Consider the following 16206-nt stretch of genomic DNA (forward strand, 5'->3'; position numbering starts at 1 on the left):
AGGCGGTCCGGAGGCGGCGGCGCGCGAGGCGCGCTACCGCGCCCTGGCCGACGGGGCCCGGGCGATCGGTGCGGCCGCGATCCTCACCGGCCACACGCTCGACGACCAGGCCGAGACGGTCCTGCTCGGCCTCGCCCGCGGCGCGGGCGCCACCAGCCTGCAGGGCATGGCCGAGGCATCCGTTCTCGAGGGCATCCCACTGCTGCGTCCGCTGCTGGGCGTGCGTCGTGTCACGACCCGCGGCGCGTGCGCCGCCGAAGGGCTCGAGCCCTGGGACGATCCCCACAACGCCGACCCGCGGTTCGCGCGCGTGCGCGTGCGCGAGACGGTGCTGCCGGTGCTCGAATCCGAACTCGGCCCGGGCATCGCCGAGGCGCTCGCACGGACGGCAGCGCAGCTGCGCGAAGACGCCGAGGCGTTCGACGAGATGATCGACGAGACGATCGAGGACATCGTCGAGCACGCCGAGGCCGGCATCTCGGTGTCGGCGGCGGCGCTTGCCGCCAACCCGGCGGCGCTGCGCAACCGCATCATCCGGCACGTCGTGGCCAGCGAGTTCCACGAGAGCCTCACGCGGACGCAGACGCTCGAGGTGGCGCGCCTGGTCACAGACTGGTCGGGTCAGGGCCCGATCGACCTTCCCGGATGCCGCGCCCGTCGCGTCGGAGGGCGCGTCGAGTTCACCGCCCTGTGAGCGTGCCCCTCTAGACTCGTCGCATGCGCGCGGCCGACGTTTCCAGCGACATCACCGAAGTCCTCGTCACCGAGGAGGAGATCCGAGCCAAGCTCGACGAGATCGCGGCGCAGGTCGCCGAGGATTACGCCGAGGAAGACCTTCTGCTGGTCGGAGTCCTCAAGGGCGCGATCATGGTCATGGCCGATTTCTCGCGCGCGCTCAAGAAGCACGTGACGATGGACTGGATGGCGGTCTCGTCCTACGGTGCCGGCACGAAGTCCAGCGGTGTCGTGCAGATCCGCAAAGACCTCGACACCGACATCCTCGGCAAGCACGTGCTCATCGTCGAGGACATCATCGACTCGGGTCTGACCCTCAGCTGGCTGCTGGAGAACTTCGCGGCCCGTGGCGCGGCATCCGTCGAGGTCTTCGCGCTGCTGCGCAAGCCCGAGGCCGCCAAGGTCGAGGTGCCCTGCCGGTACGTCGGCTTCGACATCCCGACGGAGTTCGTCGTCGGCTACGGCCTCGACTACGCCGAGAAGTACCGCAACCTGCGCGACGTGGCCGTGCTCGCGCCGCACGTCTACAGCTGATCCCGGTCAGCCGGCTCGTCTGGGCTGTGCGGCGCTTCGCCGTCGCGCCATCGGGCGGGCTGTGATTACGCCCCGGGCGAATGCACAGACGGCGCCTAGGAATCGCGCGATACCCTGATTCAACCGTCGACGGGGGTTTTCCCGTCCGCGGCGGCACGTCGACGAAAGGGGTCGGGCTCGCGCCCGCGCCATGGACTTCAAGAAGATCACCCGCAATCCGCTCTTCTACGTCCTGCTGATCGGGGTCTTCCTCATCGTGGGTTTCTCGCTCATCTCGAGCTTGGGCGGCGCGAAGCAGATCTCGACGCAGGAGGGTCTCGAGCTGCTCTCGGGCGACACGGTCACCGAGGTCGTCAACACCGACGGCGACCAGCGGGTCGACATGAAGCTCTCCAAGGAGTACGACGGCGCCTCCGACGTGCAGTTCTACTACGTCTCGGCGCGCGCTGACGAGGTCGTCACCGCGATCAACGACGCGAACCCCGAGGACGGCTTCAACGACGCCGTCCCGCGTGCCACGTGGTTCGACGGCTTCATCTCGCTCCTCCTGCCGATCCTGCTGCTCGGCCTCCTCTTCTGGTTCCTGCTGTCCAGCGCCCAGGGCGGCGGCAGCAAGGTCATGCAGTTCGGCAAGTCGCGCGCGAAGCTCGTGACGAAGGAGATGCCGCAGGTCACCTTCCAAGACGTCGCGGGCTCCGACGAGGCGATCGAAGAGCTCGAGGAGATCAAGGACTTCCTGAAGGACCCGTCGAAGTTCCAGGCGGTCGGCGCCCGCATCCCGAAGGGCGTGCTGCTGTACGGCCCTCCCGGAACCGGCAAGACGCTGCTCGCCCGCGCAGTCGCCGGCGAGGCCGGTGTGCCGTTCTACTCGATCTCGGGCTCGGACTTCGTGGAGATGTTCGTCGGCGTCGGCGCGAGCCGCGTGCGCGACCTCTTCAACAACGCCAAGGAGAACGCTCCGGCCATCATCTTCATCGACGAGATCGACGCCGTCGGCCGCCACCGCGGCGCCGGCATGGGCGGCGGTCACGACGAGCGCGAGCAGACGCTCAACCAGATGCTCGTCGAGATGGACGGCTTCGACCCGAAGGCGAACGTCATCGTGATCGCGGCGACGAACCGCCCCGACATCCTCGACCCGGCGCTGCTTCGCCCGGGCCGCTTCGACCGTCAGATCGGCGTCGACGCCCCCGACCTCAAGGGCCGCACGAAGATCCTCGAGGTGCACGGCCGCGGCAAGCCGCTCGCCGACGGCGTCGACCTCGAGGTCGTCGCCCGCAAGACGCCCGGCTTCACCGGTGCCGACCTCGCGAACGTGCTGAACGAGGCCGCGCTGCTGACGGCCCGCTCGAACGCGCAGCTGATCGACAACCGCGCCCTCGACGAGGCCATCGACCGCGTGATCGCCGGCCCGCAGCGGCGCACGCGCGTGATGAAAGACAAGGAGAAGCTCATCACGGCGTACCACGAGGGCGGTCACGCGCTTGCGGCGGCGGCGATGAACCACACCGACCCCGTCACGAAGGTCACGATCCTTCCGCGCGGCAAGGCCCTCGGCTACACGATGGTGCTGCCGCTCGACGACAAGTACTCCGTCACCCGCAACGAGCTGCAGGACCAGCTCACGTATGCGATGGGCGGTCGCGTCGCGGAGGAGATCGTCTTCCACGACCCGACCACCGGCGCCTCCAACGACATCGAGAAGGCGACGAACATCGCCCGCAAGATGGTCACCGAGTACGGCATGACCGGCGACATCGGCCCGGTCAAGCTCGGCCAGTCGTCGGGCGAGGTCTTCATGGGCCGCGACATGGGCCACGGCCGGGAGTTCTCGGAGCGCGTCGCCGAGCGGGTCGACGTCCAGGTGCGCGGCCTCATCGAGCAGGCGCACAACGAGGCGTACGAGGTCATCAACGCGAACCGCGCGGTGCTGGACAAGCTCGCCCTGGAGCTTCTCGAGAAGGAGACGCTCGACCACCTCGAGCTCGCCGAGATCTTCAAGGACGTCAAGCGTCTCCCGCCGCGCCCGCAGTGGCTGTCGAGCGAGCAGCGCCCCGTCTCGGAGCTGCCGCCCGTGGAGGTCCCGCAGCGTCGCGACGAGGCAGGACTCGCCGCGAGCGTCGAGGCCGACGAGCTGCCGGCTGCCGAGAAGGCGGCCAAGCGGCGCCCCACCGGACAGGCGCGCCCGGCGACCGCGTAGGCTCGGCCTATGGCCGTCGATCGTGAGCGCGTCGCCGCGCTCGTGCGCGAACTGCTGGAGGCGATCGGCGAAGACCCCGAGCGCCCCGGGCTGAAGCAGACACCCGAGCGGGTCGCCGACGCGTACGCCGAGTTCTTCGCGGGAGTGGGAACGGATGCCGGCGCCCCGCTCGCGCACACGATCTCGGTGTCGCGCGGCCCCGCGCCCGACACCCTGCCGTCGGGCGCGGTGATCTTGCGCGACATCATCTTCCGCTCGGTCTGCGAGCACCACCTCCTGCCCTTCCGCGGGCACGCGCACCTCGCCTATCTCCCCGGCGAGCGGGTCGTCGGCCTCGGCGCGCTGCCCAAGGTCGTCGACATCCTGTCGTCGCGGCCGCAGGTGCAGGAGCGCCTGGGCGAGCAGATCGCCGACGTGATCGCCGGCTCCCTCGACGCCCGCGGTGTGCTCGTGGTGCTCGACGCCACGCACGAGTGCGTGACGATGCGTGGCGGACGGCAGCCGGATGCCTCGACGGTGACGATCGCCGCCCGCGGGGATCTCGCCGAACCGGCCGCGCGCGCCGAGCTGATCGCGCTGATCGGGGCCGGCCGCTCATGACTCTCATCATGGGCGTCGTCAACGTGACGCCCGACTCCTTCAGCGACGGCGGGCGGTACGTGGATGCCGAGGCCGCCGTCGCCCACGGCCTGCTGCTTCGGGCGCAGGGCGCCGACATCCTCGACATCGGCGGTGAGTCGACCCGGCCGGGCGCTGAGCGCGTGGCTGCGCACGTCGAGCAGGAGCGGGTGATCCCCGTCGTGCGCGCCCTCTCGGACGCGGGGGTCGTCGTCAGCATCGACACGATGAACGCCTCGACCGCCGCCCTCGCCGTCCAGGCGGGCGCGCGGATCGTGAACGACGTCTCGGGCGGCATGGCCGACCCCGGGATGCTGGCTGCCGTCGCCCCGACCGATGCGGACGTGGTGCTGCAGCACTGGCGCGGCCATTCCGCCGACATGTACGCGCGTGCCGTCTACGACGACGTCGTGGCCGAGGTGACGCGCGAACTCACCGCCAGGATCGAGGCTGCCGTGCAGGCCGGCATCGATCCCGCGCGGATCATCGTCGACCCCGGCATCGGCTTCGGCAAGCGCGGCGAACAGAACTGGCAGACCCTGCGGGGCCTGGACCGCTTCGTCGGGATCGGACAGCGGGTGCTGATCGGCACCAGCCGCAAGCGGTTCCTGGCGGACGCGCTCGCAGCAGATCCCGCCGACGCCTCGGAGGCACGGCGCGACCTGGCGACGGCAGTGACCAGCGTCCTCGCGGCGCAGGCCGGTGTGTGGGCGGTGCGCGTCCACGACGTCGGCGCCACACGTGATGCTCTGGTGATCGCCGAGCGCTGGGCCGGTGCGGATCGAACAGGCAGCCGGGAGGGCTGATGGACTTCATCGACGAGATCACGCTCACCGGTGTGCGCGCCTACGGGTATCACGGGGTGTTCGAGGACGAGCGCCGCGAGGGCCAGGAGTTCGTCGTCGACGTGACCCTGTACCTCAGCACCGCGGAGGCGGCCGAGACCGACGACGTCGCCGACACCGTGCACTACGGCGAGGTCGCCGAGCGCATCGTCGAGCTGGTCGGGGGCGAGCCGCTGAACCTCATCGAGGGCGTCGCGGCGCGGATCGCCGACGACCTCCTCACGCACGACCCCGTGCGGATGGTCGCGGTCACGGTGCACAAGCCAGAGGCCCCGATCACGGTTCCGTTCTCCGATGTGGCGGTCACCATCCGCCGCGGCCGTCCCGTCGAGCCGGCGTGGACGGTGGGCTCGTGAACCGTCGGCTCGCACAGGGCTTCGACGGCGACCCCGCACGCCATCCGCGGGAGGCGGTCGAAGCCGTCGTTGCGCTCGGCGCCAACCTCGGCGACCGCGCCGAGACGATGACCGCGGCCATCAGGGACCTCGCCCGCGTGCCGCTCGTCGACGCGGTGCGCGTGTCGGAGCCGATCGAGTCGGTCGCGCTGAAGCCGGAAGGACCGGATGCCTCCGCTCCGGCGTACCTGAACGCCGTCGCGATCCTCACCACACGCCTGGCGCCCTCGGTGCTGCTCGGCTACCTCCATGCGATCGAGCAGCGGCACGGCCGGATGCGGTCGGCCGCGCGTTCCGCGCGCGAGGGAGGGTGGGAGGACCGCACCCTCGACCTCGACCTGATCGTCTACGGCGACGTCGTCAGCGACGATCCGCGCCTGCTGCTGCCGCATCCGCGCGCGGCCGAGCGCGACTTCGTGCTCGGGCCGTGGCTGGCCGTCGACCCCGACGCTGTGCTCCCGGGTGTCGGCCGAGTCGACGAGGCGCTGCGCCGGCTGCGGACGGAGGACCGATGAAGCGCACCAGTGCGGGCGTGCTGATCGTCGCCGCGGTCCTCGGGGTCGCGGCGGGCTTCCTCGTGGACCAGCTGCTGACCTCCGCGGGCAGCCCCACGTTCACGCCAGCGGTGACCCTGCCCATCCTGCTCTTGCTGCTCGGCGTGGTCGTGATCGCCCTCGCGATCCCGATCCGCCGGGCCACCCAGGGCACCGCCAAGACGAAGGTCGACCCGTTCCGCGCCGTGCGCATCGCGATGCTCGCGAAGGCGTCGAGCATCGTCGGCGCCGCGATCGGCGGGCTGGGCGCAGGCCTGTGGATCTTCCTTTCGACCCGGCCGGTCACGCCCTCGCTAGGCTCGTTGGGAACGGTCATCGCGACGACCGTGTGCGGCGCCCTGCTGGTCGCCGCGGGTCTGGTCGCGGAGCACCTGTGCACGATCCGGAAGGACGACGATGACGAACAGCCCGGAGAAGATTCCGGACTCGAACCGCGCATCCACGACCACTGAGTCGGCGGCGGCGCCCGTCACCGCCCCTGAGTTCGAGCGGCTCGTCGAGCCGCGGTCCGAGAACCGTCTCGCGCTCGAGGGCGGGGTGTGGCACCAGATCTCGCCGAAGTACGTGACGGTGCAGCTGATCTCGACGGGGTCGTTCCTGCTGATCGTCATCGCCGCCACGCTCGTGCTCGCGCTGCTGATGCACCAGCTGTGGGCGTGGATCCCCGGCGGCATCATGACCGTGATCCTCGCGTGGACCCTCGCCATCCTCCCGCGCCAGGCGCGGGCGATCGGCTACCAGCTTCGCGACGACGACCTCGTCTTCCGTCGTGGCATCCTGTGGCAGCGCTTCGTCGCCGTGCCCTACGGTCGCATGCAGCTCATCGACATCACGCACGGTCCGCTCGACCGCGGCTTCGGCATCGCGCAGCTCAAGTTCGTGACGGCCGCCGCCGCGACCGGCGTCGTGATCCCGGGGCTGGCGCAGTCCACCGCCGAGACGCTCCGCGACCACCTCGTCGGTGTCGCCGAGAGCCGCCGCACCGGGCTATGAGCACGCTCCCCCCTCCTGAGGCGACGCCTGCCGGCCCCGGCGTTCCGCCGCCGCAGCTGGTGCGATCGCCGCTGAGCGACGGCGAGTGGCACCGCCTGCATCCGCTGACCCCGTTGCTGCGCGGCGGTCTGTTCCTCATCGTCGTCATCGGCATCGTCCTCGCGAACCTGCGCGACCGCCTGCTGTACATCTTCCTGCCGTGGCTCGCGCCCGGGGTCGGGGACGACGTCGTCGAGTGGGAGCAGGTCGGCGGCGACCCCATCGACTTCATCGTCGCGAACAACCTCTACGTGCTGGCGGGTGTCGCCGTCCTCGCGGTTCTCATCGTGCTCGTCGCGGTGTTCTACACCTCGTGGCGCTTCCACACCTTCCGCATCACCGACGACGATGTCGAGGTGCGCAGCGGCATCCTGTTCCGCACGCAGCGGCGTGCGCCTCTCGATCGCGTACAGGGCGTCAACCTCACGCGGCCGATGATCGCGCGGCTGCTGGGCATGGCCAAGCTCGAGGTCGTCGGCGCGGGCACCGACGCGAACGTCAAGCTCGAGTACCTCTCGACCGCCAATGCCGAGGCGGTCCGTGCCGACATCCTCCGCCTCGCGTCGGGTCGCCGCCTCGCGGTGGCCGCCGGCCACGGCAGCGGGGGCGCGCCGCGGCAGGCCGGCAGGGTGGCGTCCCTCAGCCAGACCGTCGGACGCGAGATCACGGGGCTCATCGAGGGACCCGAGGCCCCCGTCGCCGAACGGGAATCGGTCGTGCACATCCCGGTCGGCCGGCTCGTGGCATCCCATGTCCTCAGCGCGTCGACGCTCGGACTGCTGTTCGCCGTCGTCGCGATCGTGATCGGCGTCAGCCAGGGCGTGACGTGGCTGCTGTTGGGCTTCGTCCCGGCCATCATCGGTTTCGGCGCGTACTGGGTGCGCTCCATCGTCCGCTCACTGCGCTACTCGATCGCGCCGACGCCCGACGGCGTGCGCATCACGTTCGGACTCTTCACGACGATCACCGAGATCGTCCCGCCCGGCCGGGTGCATGCCGTCGAAGTGACGCAGGGGGTCTTCTGGCGCCCCGCCGGATGGTGGACGATCCGCATCAACCGCCTCACCGGCCGCAGCGCCGCCGACAGCACGACCGATCAGTTCACGACGGTGCTGCCGGTCGGCACCGCGGCCGACGTCGAGCGCGTGCTGCGCCTCCTCCAGCCCGCGCTGCCCGACGACGAGCGGGCGCTCATCGTGCGGCAGGGCATGTTCGGGCCGACCGACGATGACACCTTCACGAACACGCCGAAGCGCGCGCGGTGGATCCGGCCGTTCTCGTACCGCCGCAACGGCTTCCGCCTCACCGACGACGTGCTCCTGATGCGGCGCGGCGTGGTGTGGCGCAAGCTCGTCATCCTCCCGCTCGCGCGCCTGCAGAGCTTCGGGCTCTACCAGGGGCCGCTCGATCGCGCGTCGCGCGTGACCAACGTGCGCGCGCACGTCGTCACGGGTCCGGTGTCGCCGTTCCTCGCGGCCGTCGACCGCGAGGCCGCCCTGGCGCTGTTCGACGATGTCGCCCACGGGTCGGTGCGCGCCGCGCTGGTCGACCGCACCCATCGCTGGGCGCAGGACGACCCGGATGCTGCCGCCTCCGTCTCCCTGACGCCCGAAGGGTACGCGCCGGCCGCTGCGGTGCCCGCTCCACCTGCGGCCGGCGCAGATGCTCAGGCCGCAGCATCCGTGCCCCCGCCGCCGGCGGGCTACATCGTCGTTCCGGAGCCGGGGGAGGACCGAGGGTGAGCCGCGAGGGCCGTCTGGGGGTCGGCATCATCGGCGCCGGCCGGGTCGGGCCCGTGCTCGGTGCGGCGCTCGGCGGTGCCGGGCACGCGCTGGTGGGCGTCACGAAGGGCTCCGATCCCGAGCGGGTCGAAGCCATCCTGCCCGGAGTTCCCGTGCTTGACGCGACCGAGGTCGCCCGCCGGAGCGAGCTCGTGCTCGTCGCGGTGCCGCATGACCAGCTCGAAGGTCTCGTCAGCGGTCTGGCCGAGGTCGGCGCGTGGCAGCCGGGGCAGCTCGTGCTGCACACGGATCCGGCCTTCGGCACCGGCATCCTGTCGGCCGCCGCGGCGAAGGGCGTCATCCCGCTCGCCGTACACCCCGCGATCGAGTTCACCGGGACCTCGATGGATCTGCGGGCGCTCTCCAGTGCGTATGCGGCTGTCACCGCACCCGCTCCCGTGCTGCCGATCGCACAGGCGCTCGCCGTCGAACTCGGCTGCGAGCCTGTCGTCGTCGAAGAGTCGGCGCGTGCCGCATACGGGGAGGCGATCGCGACGGCGCGGGTGTTCTCACGGTCCATCGTGCACCAGGCGGCCGCGCTGCTGGCCGAGGCCGGGGTGCCGTATCCCGGGTCGTTCCTGTCGGCTCTCGCGCACACCACGCTCGACCAGGCGCTGGCGGAAGCAGGCTCTGGTCCGGCGCGTGGCGAACCCCCCGCTACGATCCAAGGATGATCAGCACCGTCGACGAGCTGCGCGCTCGGCTCGCCGAGGTCCGCACCGCCGCCCCGGGGGCGCGCATCGCCCTCATCTCCACCATCGGCTCGCTCCACGACGGGCACATCGACCTCGTCCATCGCGCGCGCGAAGTCGCCGACGTCGTGGTCGTCTCGGTGTTCGTCAATCCGCTGCGTTTCGCGTCGCCGGCAGAGTTCGCCGCGTATCCCCGGACGCCCGACGAGGACGCGCGCCTCCTCGAGTCGCTCGGCGTCGAGGTCGTGTTCGCGCCGGACGCGAACGAGCTGCTCCCCACCGGCTCCGCGACGACGAAGGTCACCGCGGGCGATCTCGGTCTCCGCTACGAAGGGCGCGCGCGCCCGTTCTACTTCGACGGGCTCCTCACGGTGGAGGCGAAGCTCTTCCACCTCATCGACCCGGACGTCGCCGTCTACGGCGACCGGGACCGGCAGCGGGTCTTCCTCGTGCGCCGCATGATCCGCGATCTGTTCTTCGACGTCGAGGTCGCGACGGTCGAGACCGTGCGCGGGGACGACGGCCTGCCCGTATCGACGCGGGTCGGCATGCTCGAGGAGCGCGACCTCGCCGCCGCCGCGCTCCTGCCGGCCGCGCTCGACGCGGCCGCTGCCAACGCGGACAGGGGCGTGGACGCGTGCATCGCCGCCGCCCAGTCTGCGCTCATGGGGGAGCCGCGCATCCGGCTGGAGTATCTGAGCGTCGTCGACCCGACGACGTTCCTGCCCATCGACGAGGGCAGCAGCGGTCCCGCCCTCGTCCTCATCGCCGCCTCGGTGGCGGGGCATCGGTTCATCGACAACGCCGAGATCTACCTGGGCTGACCCCGGGCACGAGGGCTGGGAAGGGTGGCGGATCCTCGCGGACCCGGACAGTCGCCCCAGACCTTACTCGCGCCCTTGAGCACCTCGGTAGACTTGGGGGTCCGCGTTCTGCGGAGAACACCCCCACCGAGGAGCCCACCCCGTGACCGACGCGACCGCGCCCGACGAGCCGACCGAAGAAGAAGTCTTCGAGCAGAAGGCCGTGCGGCTGGCCAAGCGCGAGCGTCTGATCGCGGAGCGTACGGATGCCGCGGGTGGGGCATACCCCGTCAGCCTGCCGATCACCGACACCATTCCGGCGCTGCGCGATCGGTTCGCCGATCTCGACCCGGGTGCCGAGACCGGTGTCACCGCCGCGGTCGCCGGGCGTATCGTCTTCAGCCGCAACACCGGAAAGCTCTGCTTCGCCTCGCTCCAGGCGGGCGACGGCAGCCGCATCCAGGCGATGGTGTCGCTCGCGGCCGTCGGTGACGAGTCGCTGCAGGCCTGGAAGGAGCTCGTCGACCTCGGAGATCACGTCTTCGTCTCGGGCGAGGTCATCTCGAGCCGCCGCGGCGAGCTGTCGATCATGGTGTCGCAGTGGCGCATCGCGTCGAAGGCCGTGCTCCCGCTGCCGAACCTGCACTCCGAGCTCAGCGAAGAGAGTCGCGTCCGCAGCCGCTTCCTCGACCTCATCGTGCGCGACCGCGCGCGCGACACGGTCCTCGCACGTGCGAAGGTCAACGCGAGCCTGCGGCAGACGTTCGCGTCGCACGACTTCATCGAGGTCGAGACCCCGATGCTGCAGGTGCAGCACGGTGGTGCGTCGGCACGCCCGTTCATCACGCACTCCAACGCGTTCGACACCGACCTTTACCTCCGCATCGCGCCCGAGCTCTTCCTCAAGCGCGCCGTGGTCGGCGGCATCGACCGCGTCTTCGAGATCAACCGCAACTTCCGCAACGAGGGCGCCGACTCGACCCACAGCCCCGAGTTCGCGATGCTCGAGGCGTACCAGGCGTACAGCGACTACAACGGCATCGCCGACCTCACGCAGGAGCTGATCCAGAACGCGGCCGTGGCGATCTCGGGCTCGACCACGGTGATCTGGGCCGACGGCACCGAGTACGACCTGGGCGGGCAGTGGGACCGCCTGTCGATGTACGAGTCGCTGTCGGAGGCGGCGGGCCGCTCGATCACGCCTGAGACGCCGTTCGAGGACCTCGTGTCGCTCGCCGAGGCCGAGGGCGTCGACCTGCCGCCGCACGCGATCCACGGCAAGCTCGTCGAGGAGCTGTGGGAGCACTTCGTGAAGCCGGGCCTCGTGCGCCCCACCTTCGTCATGGACTTCCCGGTCGACACGAGCCCGCTCGTGCGCGAGCACCGCTCGATCGCCGGCGTCGTGGAGAAGTGGGACCTGTACGTGCGCGGCTTCGAGCTCGCAACCGGCTACTCCGAGCTCATCGACCCGGTCATCCAGCGGGAGCGCTTCGTCGAGCAGGCCAAGCTCGCCGCGAAGGGCGACCTGGAGGCGATGCGAATCGACGAGGAGTTCCTGCGCGCGCTCGAGCACGGCATGCCGCCGACCGGTGGCATGGGCATGGGCATCGACCGGCTCCTGATGGCGGTGACCGGGCTCGGCATCCGCGAGACGATCCTCTTCCCGCTCGTCAAGTAGCCCGCCGGCGGGATCCTCCCGCGCGCGGATCACGGGGCGCTCGCGCGCTGGAACGCCCAGTCCGGCAGGTGCCCGGCGTTGACGAACGACAGCACGATCTGCGACAGCCCGTGCTCGGACTCGATCTCGCATGCGCGCTCGGCGTAGGCCGCCGCATGGGTCGAGCGACCGAGAGCCCACGACAGCCATGCGCACATCGCGAGCGGACCCGGCTGTGCGTCCCTCGGCGCGACGGCGGCCGCTCCTCGCGACAGCTGCAGAGCGGTCTCGAGCCGCGACACGTGCGGGCGGTCGCCCTCTCCCCACATGCGCATCGCGAGGTGCGCCGGATACTCCTCGCCCGACTCCCACCGCAGCTGCGCATCGAACGCCTCGTCCCCCTGTGCCAGGTTGCCGCTCCACTGCACGAGCGCGACATCCCGCAGCGACGGGCGCGCGAGGCACCATACGAGGGCGGCGACGTCGTACGCGTCCGTCGCCTCCAGCGGCCGGGTGAGGGCGTCCTCGAAGAACCCGGGCAGATCGTCGAACCGGCAGACTGCCGCGAGTGCCTGCGGGTCGACGCGCGCCCCCTCGTCGGCGACGGATGCCGCAGCCTCCGCCGCGCCCGGCACCGGGGCCGGAACGGGGCCGAGGTCGCTCACGCGCGCGCTCGGCAGCGCTGCGCTCGTCGCGACCTCCGTCCCGCGGGCGGACCCTGTCGCCGCGTCGTCGCACGCGGTGCGAGCAGACCGCACGGTGCGCGTCGCAGTGCCGCCGTCCGCCTGCGGTCCGCACAGCACCGCCACCGCCGTGTCGAGCGCCGCCATCGCCGTCGCGACCCCTTCGCGCTGCTCGGGCGAGCACACCGGCAGGTCGGCGCCCGTCGACTGATCGCCGTCCGGCTCCGGGATGTCTCCGGAGCCGATCCAGTCCAGGTCGCCGAGCGGCCTCCCGTTCGCGGGACACTCCGCGTCGAGGAACGAGCCCCACCCGTCGGCGGCGACGCACAGCAGATCGGTGACCCGCAGGCCGCACGCATCCGCGCGGCGCTCGAGCGCGGCGAGGAGGTCGCGATGCGGCATCCGTCTCTCGTCCTGGAACCGTGCTCCGGTGTACGTGATCGCGGCGACGGCATCGGCCTCGGGGAGCCGGCACACCATGCCCGTGACCGTCGCGGCGATCCGGTCGACGGCGTCCTCGTCGCCGCCGGGGAGATCGAATCGCATGGCGCCCAGGCTGCGGGCCCCATGGAACGGGATCACCACGAGGCTCTGCGTGGGGTGGTAGCCGAGCATGCGGGGGACGAACGAGAGGAACTGCGCGGCGTCCGCGGCTTTGACGATGGTGGGGGTCATGGGACGAGTGTCGTGACGCGCGAGGCCCTCACCGCGGTATCCACAGGCGTCGCCGCTGGAAGGCCGGAGAAGATGCACTGGGGAGGAGGCGATACCCGCACGGCGTATCCTTGAAGACATGGATTACTGGGTCGCGGCGCTCTGGACGCTCCTGCCGACCGTCCTCGTGTCGCTGATCTTCTTCTTCGTGCTGCGCAGCATCGTCCGCGCCGACCGCACCGAGCGTCGTGTCTACGCGAAGATCGAGGCCGAAGAGCGCGCCAAGCGCGGGCTGCCGCCGGTGGCGCCCGGCACCGCCTCCACCGACGCCTGATCGGCGCCGGCGCCGCCGGTCGATCCCGCGGATCCCGCGCGGCACGCGCCGTCCTCGCCCGGATGCGGGCCGCGTCCGCCGCCCCAGATAGTGTGGGGCACACCGCTCGATCGGCGTGTCCGAACCGGTCGGTCCGCCCGACGCCGGGGAGAGGCTCCGCTCGATGATCACCATCACGTTCGACGCGACGTGGTGGGTGGTGCTCGTCTTCATCGTCGACATCGTCATCCGCGTCACGGCGATCATCGTGGTGCCGCGCAACCGCCGGCCGACCGCGGCGATGGCGTGGCTGCTCGCGATCTACTTCATACCGATCATCGGCGTCTTCCTGTTCCTGCTGATCGGCAACCCGCGGCTTCCGCGCAAACGCCGTCGCAAGCAGGAGCGCATCAACGACTACATCCACGACACCAGTGCGTCGCTGGACTTCGGAACGCTGCGCCCGCACGCGCCGAGCTGGTTCACGTCGCTCGTGACGCTCAACCGCAACCTCGGTGCGATGCCCCTGGCGGGCGACAACGCCGCACACCTGATCCCCGACTACCAGGAGAGCCTCGACGCGATGGCGGACGCCATCCGCGAGGCCGAGCGGTTCGTGCACGTCGAGTTCTACATCCTGCAGGCGGATGCGGCGACCGACAACTTCTTCCGCGCGCTCGAAGAGGTGTCGGCGCGCGGCGTGACCGTGCGCGTGCTGCTCGATCACTGGGCGAACAGGGGTAAGCCCTTCTACAAGCGCACGCTCAAACGCCTGACCGAGATGGGCGCGCAGTGGCACCTCATGCTCCCGGTGCAGCCGCTGCGCGGCAAGTACCAGCGGCCCGACCTGCGCAACCACCGCAAGCTTCTGGTCGTCGACGGACGCGTCGCGTTCACCGGCTCGCAGAACGTCACCGCCTCGACGTACAACCTGCGCAAGAACATCAAGCGCGGTCTGAACTGGGTCGACCTCATGGCGCGGATCGAAGGCCCGGTCGTGGCATCCGTCAATGCGGTCTTCCTGAGCGACTGGTACAGCGAGACCGACGAGGTGCTCACGGAGCAGATCGACCTGTTCGATGTGACGAGCGGGCCGGGGGATCTCGACTGCCAGATCGTGCCGTCCGGGCCGGGTTTCGAGTTCCAGAACAACCTCAAGCTCTTCGCCGGGCTGCTCTACGCGGCGCAGCGCAAGATCATCGTGGTGAGCCCGTATTTCGTGCCCGACGAGGCGATGCTGCTCGCGATCACGACGGCGTGCCAGCGCGGCATCCATGTCGAGCTGTTCGTGTCGGAGGAAGGCGACCAGGCGATCGTCTACCACGCGCAGCGCAGCTACTACGAGGCGTTGCTTCGGGCGGGCGTGAAGATCTGGATGTACAAGAAGCCGTTCATCCTCCACACGAAGAGCCTCACCATCGACGATGAGGTCGCGATCGTCGGCTCGAGCAACATGGACATGCGCTCGTTCGGTCTCAACATGGAGATCTCGCTGTTCGTGCGCGGTGAGGAGTTCGTCCGCCAGATGCGCACGGTGGAAGACATGTACCGGTCGCTGTCGCGCGAGCTCACGCTCGAGGAGTGGGAGAAGCAGCCGCTGCGCTCGACCGTGCTCGACAATCTCGCACGTCTGACGTCGGCCCTGCAGTAGGGCGTCCTCTCGGCGGATCGTGACCTCGACGTGACCGGAGTGCCGAGATTCCGGGGCGTCTTGCGACACGATATGGGTGACGGATGCCGCGGGGGATGGCATCCGCAGAACACCAGGAGGCCTCGCATGCCCGTTCGCTCCCGCTCACTGCTCGCCGGGCTCGGCCTGGCGATGATCGCCGCAGGACTTCTGACCGCCTGCGCGACGCCCGCCGGTGGCGGCGGCACCACCCCGTCGCCGGCCGCGACCGGCAAGACCGGCGACAGCAACGAGCAGGAGGTCGGCGCGGCCTGGCTCGACGGCGGCCGCATGGTCGGTCTCGTCACCCAGGGTTCGTCGACGTGCATCCCCACCGCCGAGGAGGCGACCTTCGAAGACGGCGTGATGAAGGTCACGCTGGTCGATCCGGCGGGCGACATCGCCTGCACGCGGGACCTGGTTCCGCGTGTCTCCCTCGTGGGTGTGCCCGAGGGCGTCGACCCGGCGACGGGCGTCGAGATCGAGGTGACCGGCGAGGGCTGGCACGGCGACACCGACCTCGAAGGCGTCGCCGGCCTGACGGCCGGCGGTGAGACGGACTACCTGCCGAGCGCCGGCTGGACTGACGACGACGGCCAGTTCGTGATCCTGTCGTGGGGCTCCTCCGCGTGCGCCCCGCAGATCGAGGACACCGAGGCGACCAGCGCGACCGAGGTCACCGTGACCTTCGCGACCCCGCCGGCCGACCAGGTCTGCACCATGGACATGGCCCCCCGCGGCGTCGTCGCGGCGGTCGACGGCTTCGAGGACGAGGACGCCGAGACCTTCGCGATCCTCGCCGGCGGCGAATTCGACAACATCCGCATCCCGATCTACCCCCACTGACCCGCGGATGGACGGATGCCGCGCCCCGCAGCATCCGTCCGCCCTTCAGTCAGCCCCCCGCCCCGCCTGCCCGCACATTGCTCCGCAGTCACTTTCGGCGCGTTCCGGGCGTCGAGTCCGGTGACGTCCCCTGTGGTGGTGGGGTTTCCGGCGGGGTCGCCAGTGTCGTAGACGTTGGTGAGCCATCGTGCGATG

The 16206-nt window shown here is 70.6% G+C and carries 17 protein-coding genes; 16 read left to right on the forward strand and 1 reads right to left on the reverse strand.

Going from position 1 to position 16206, the window contains the following annotated elements; all coding sequences use genetic code 11:
• From tilS to lysS, 13 genes are all read left to right on the forward strand, one after another.
• Positions 1-694 (forward strand): tRNA lysidine(34) synthetase TilS (gene tilS / locus AC3A46_RS18620; protein ID WP_487666557.1); only part of this gene is annotated, 694 nt, incomplete at its 5' end.
• A 23-nt stretch (positions 695-717) separates the two neighbouring features.
• Positions 718-1269: a hypoxanthine phosphoribosyltransferase gene (gene hpt, locus AC3A46_RS18625; protein ID WP_487666558.1), complete on the forward strand. Its 552-nt coding sequence runs from the start codon at positions 718-720 to the stop codon at positions 1267-1269.
• 190 nt (positions 1270-1459) lie between these two features.
• On the forward strand, positions 1460-3469 hold the full coding sequence (ftsH, locus tag AC3A46_RS18630; RefSeq protein ID WP_487666559.1) for an ATP-dependent zinc metalloprotease FtsH: 2010 nt from the start codon (positions 1460-1462) through the stop codon (positions 3467-3469).
• Positions 3470-3478: 9 nt separating this feature from the next.
• Positions 3479-4069, forward strand: coding sequence for a GTP cyclohydrolase I (folE, locus tag AC3A46_RS18635; RefSeq protein ID WP_487666560.1), 591 nt, complete (start codon positions 3479-3481; stop codon positions 4067-4069).
• The gene (folP, locus tag AC3A46_RS18640) at positions 4066-4893 is read left to right on the forward strand and encodes a dihydropteroate synthase (RefSeq protein WP_487666561.1); all 828 of its coding nucleotides are present in this window, start codon (positions 4066-4068) and stop codon (positions 4891-4893) included. The genes folE and folP overlap by 4 nt, the downstream gene beginning before the upstream one ends.
• A complete protein-coding gene (gene folB / locus AC3A46_RS18645; protein WP_487666562.1) occupies positions 4893-5288 on the forward strand; it encodes a dihydroneopterin aldolase in 396 nt (131 codons plus the stop codon). Before folP ends, folB begins: the two co-directional genes overlap by 1 nt.
• The gene (gene folK / locus AC3A46_RS18650; RefSeq protein ID WP_487666563.1) at positions 5285-5842 is read left to right on the forward strand and encodes a 2-amino-4-hydroxy-6-hydroxymethyldihydropteridine diphosphokinase; all 558 of its coding nucleotides are present in this window, start codon (positions 5285-5287) and stop codon (positions 5840-5842) included. Before folB ends, folK begins: the two co-directional genes overlap by 4 nt.
• Complete coding sequence (locus tag AC3A46_RS18655) at positions 5839-6333, forward strand: DUF3180 domain-containing protein (RefSeq protein WP_487666564.1); 495 nt, start codon at positions 5839-5841, stop codon at positions 6331-6333. The genes folK and AC3A46_RS18655 overlap by 4 nt, the downstream gene beginning before the upstream one ends.
• The gene (locus AC3A46_RS18660) at positions 6278-6874 is read left to right on the forward strand and encodes a PH domain-containing protein (protein WP_487666565.1); all 597 of its coding nucleotides are present in this window, start codon (positions 6278-6280) and stop codon (positions 6872-6874) included. Before AC3A46_RS18655 ends, AC3A46_RS18660 begins: the two co-directional genes overlap by 56 nt.
• Complete coding sequence (locus tag AC3A46_RS18665) at positions 6871-8655, forward strand: PH domain-containing protein (RefSeq protein WP_487666566.1); 1785 nt, start codon at positions 6871-6873, stop codon at positions 8653-8655. Before AC3A46_RS18660 ends, AC3A46_RS18665 begins: the two co-directional genes overlap by 4 nt.
• Positions 8652-9368, forward strand: a complete 717-nt coding sequence (locus tag AC3A46_RS18670) for a DUF2520 domain-containing protein (protein ID WP_487666567.1) — start codon at positions 8652-8654, stop codon at positions 9366-9368. The genes AC3A46_RS18665 and AC3A46_RS18670 overlap by 4 nt, the downstream gene beginning before the upstream one ends.
• Positions 9365-10210, forward strand: coding sequence for a pantoate--beta-alanine ligase (panC, locus tag AC3A46_RS18675; RefSeq protein WP_487666568.1), 846 nt, complete (start codon positions 9365-9367; stop codon positions 10208-10210). The genes AC3A46_RS18670 and panC overlap by 4 nt, the downstream gene beginning before the upstream one ends.
• A gap of 142 nt (positions 10211-10352) precedes the next feature.
• Positions 10353-11867, forward strand: a complete 1515-nt coding sequence (lysS, locus tag AC3A46_RS18680; RefSeq protein WP_487666569.1) for a lysine--tRNA ligase — start codon at positions 10353-10355, stop codon at positions 11865-11867.
• Between the two features lie 29 nt (positions 11868-11896).
• Here the strand turns inward: lysS and AC3A46_RS18685 are convergent, their stop codons facing one another.
• Entirely contained in the window at positions 11897-13204 is a 1308-nt protein-coding gene (locus tag AC3A46_RS18685) for a DUF4192 family protein (protein ID WP_487666570.1), read from the reverse strand.
• A gap of 118 nt (positions 13205-13322) precedes the next feature.
• On the opposite strand from AC3A46_RS18685, the gene AC3A46_RS18690 reads away from it, so the two are divergent.
• The 3 genes from AC3A46_RS18690 (at position 13323) to AC3A46_RS18700 (ending at position 16011) form a co-directional block, all read left to right on the forward strand.
• Positions 13323-13517 carry a hypothetical protein gene (locus AC3A46_RS18690; protein ID WP_056372494.1) on the forward strand — a complete coding sequence of 65 codons (195 nt, stop codon included), beginning with the start codon at positions 13323-13325 and terminating at the stop codon, positions 13515-13517.
• 163 nt (positions 13518-13680) lie between these two features.
• The gene (cls, locus tag AC3A46_RS18695) at positions 13681-15147 is read left to right on the forward strand and encodes a cardiolipin synthase (protein ID WP_487666571.1); all 1467 of its coding nucleotides are present in this window, start codon (positions 13681-13683) and stop codon (positions 15145-15147) included.
• 126 nt (positions 15148-15273) lie between these two features.
• Entirely contained in the window at positions 15274-16011 is a 738-nt protein-coding gene (locus AC3A46_RS18700; RefSeq protein WP_487666572.1) for a hypothetical protein, read from the forward strand.
• Positions 16012-16206 lie beyond the last annotated feature (195 nt).

The sequence above is a fragment of the Microbacterium sp. Soil_C_42 genome (assembly GCF_057656735.1).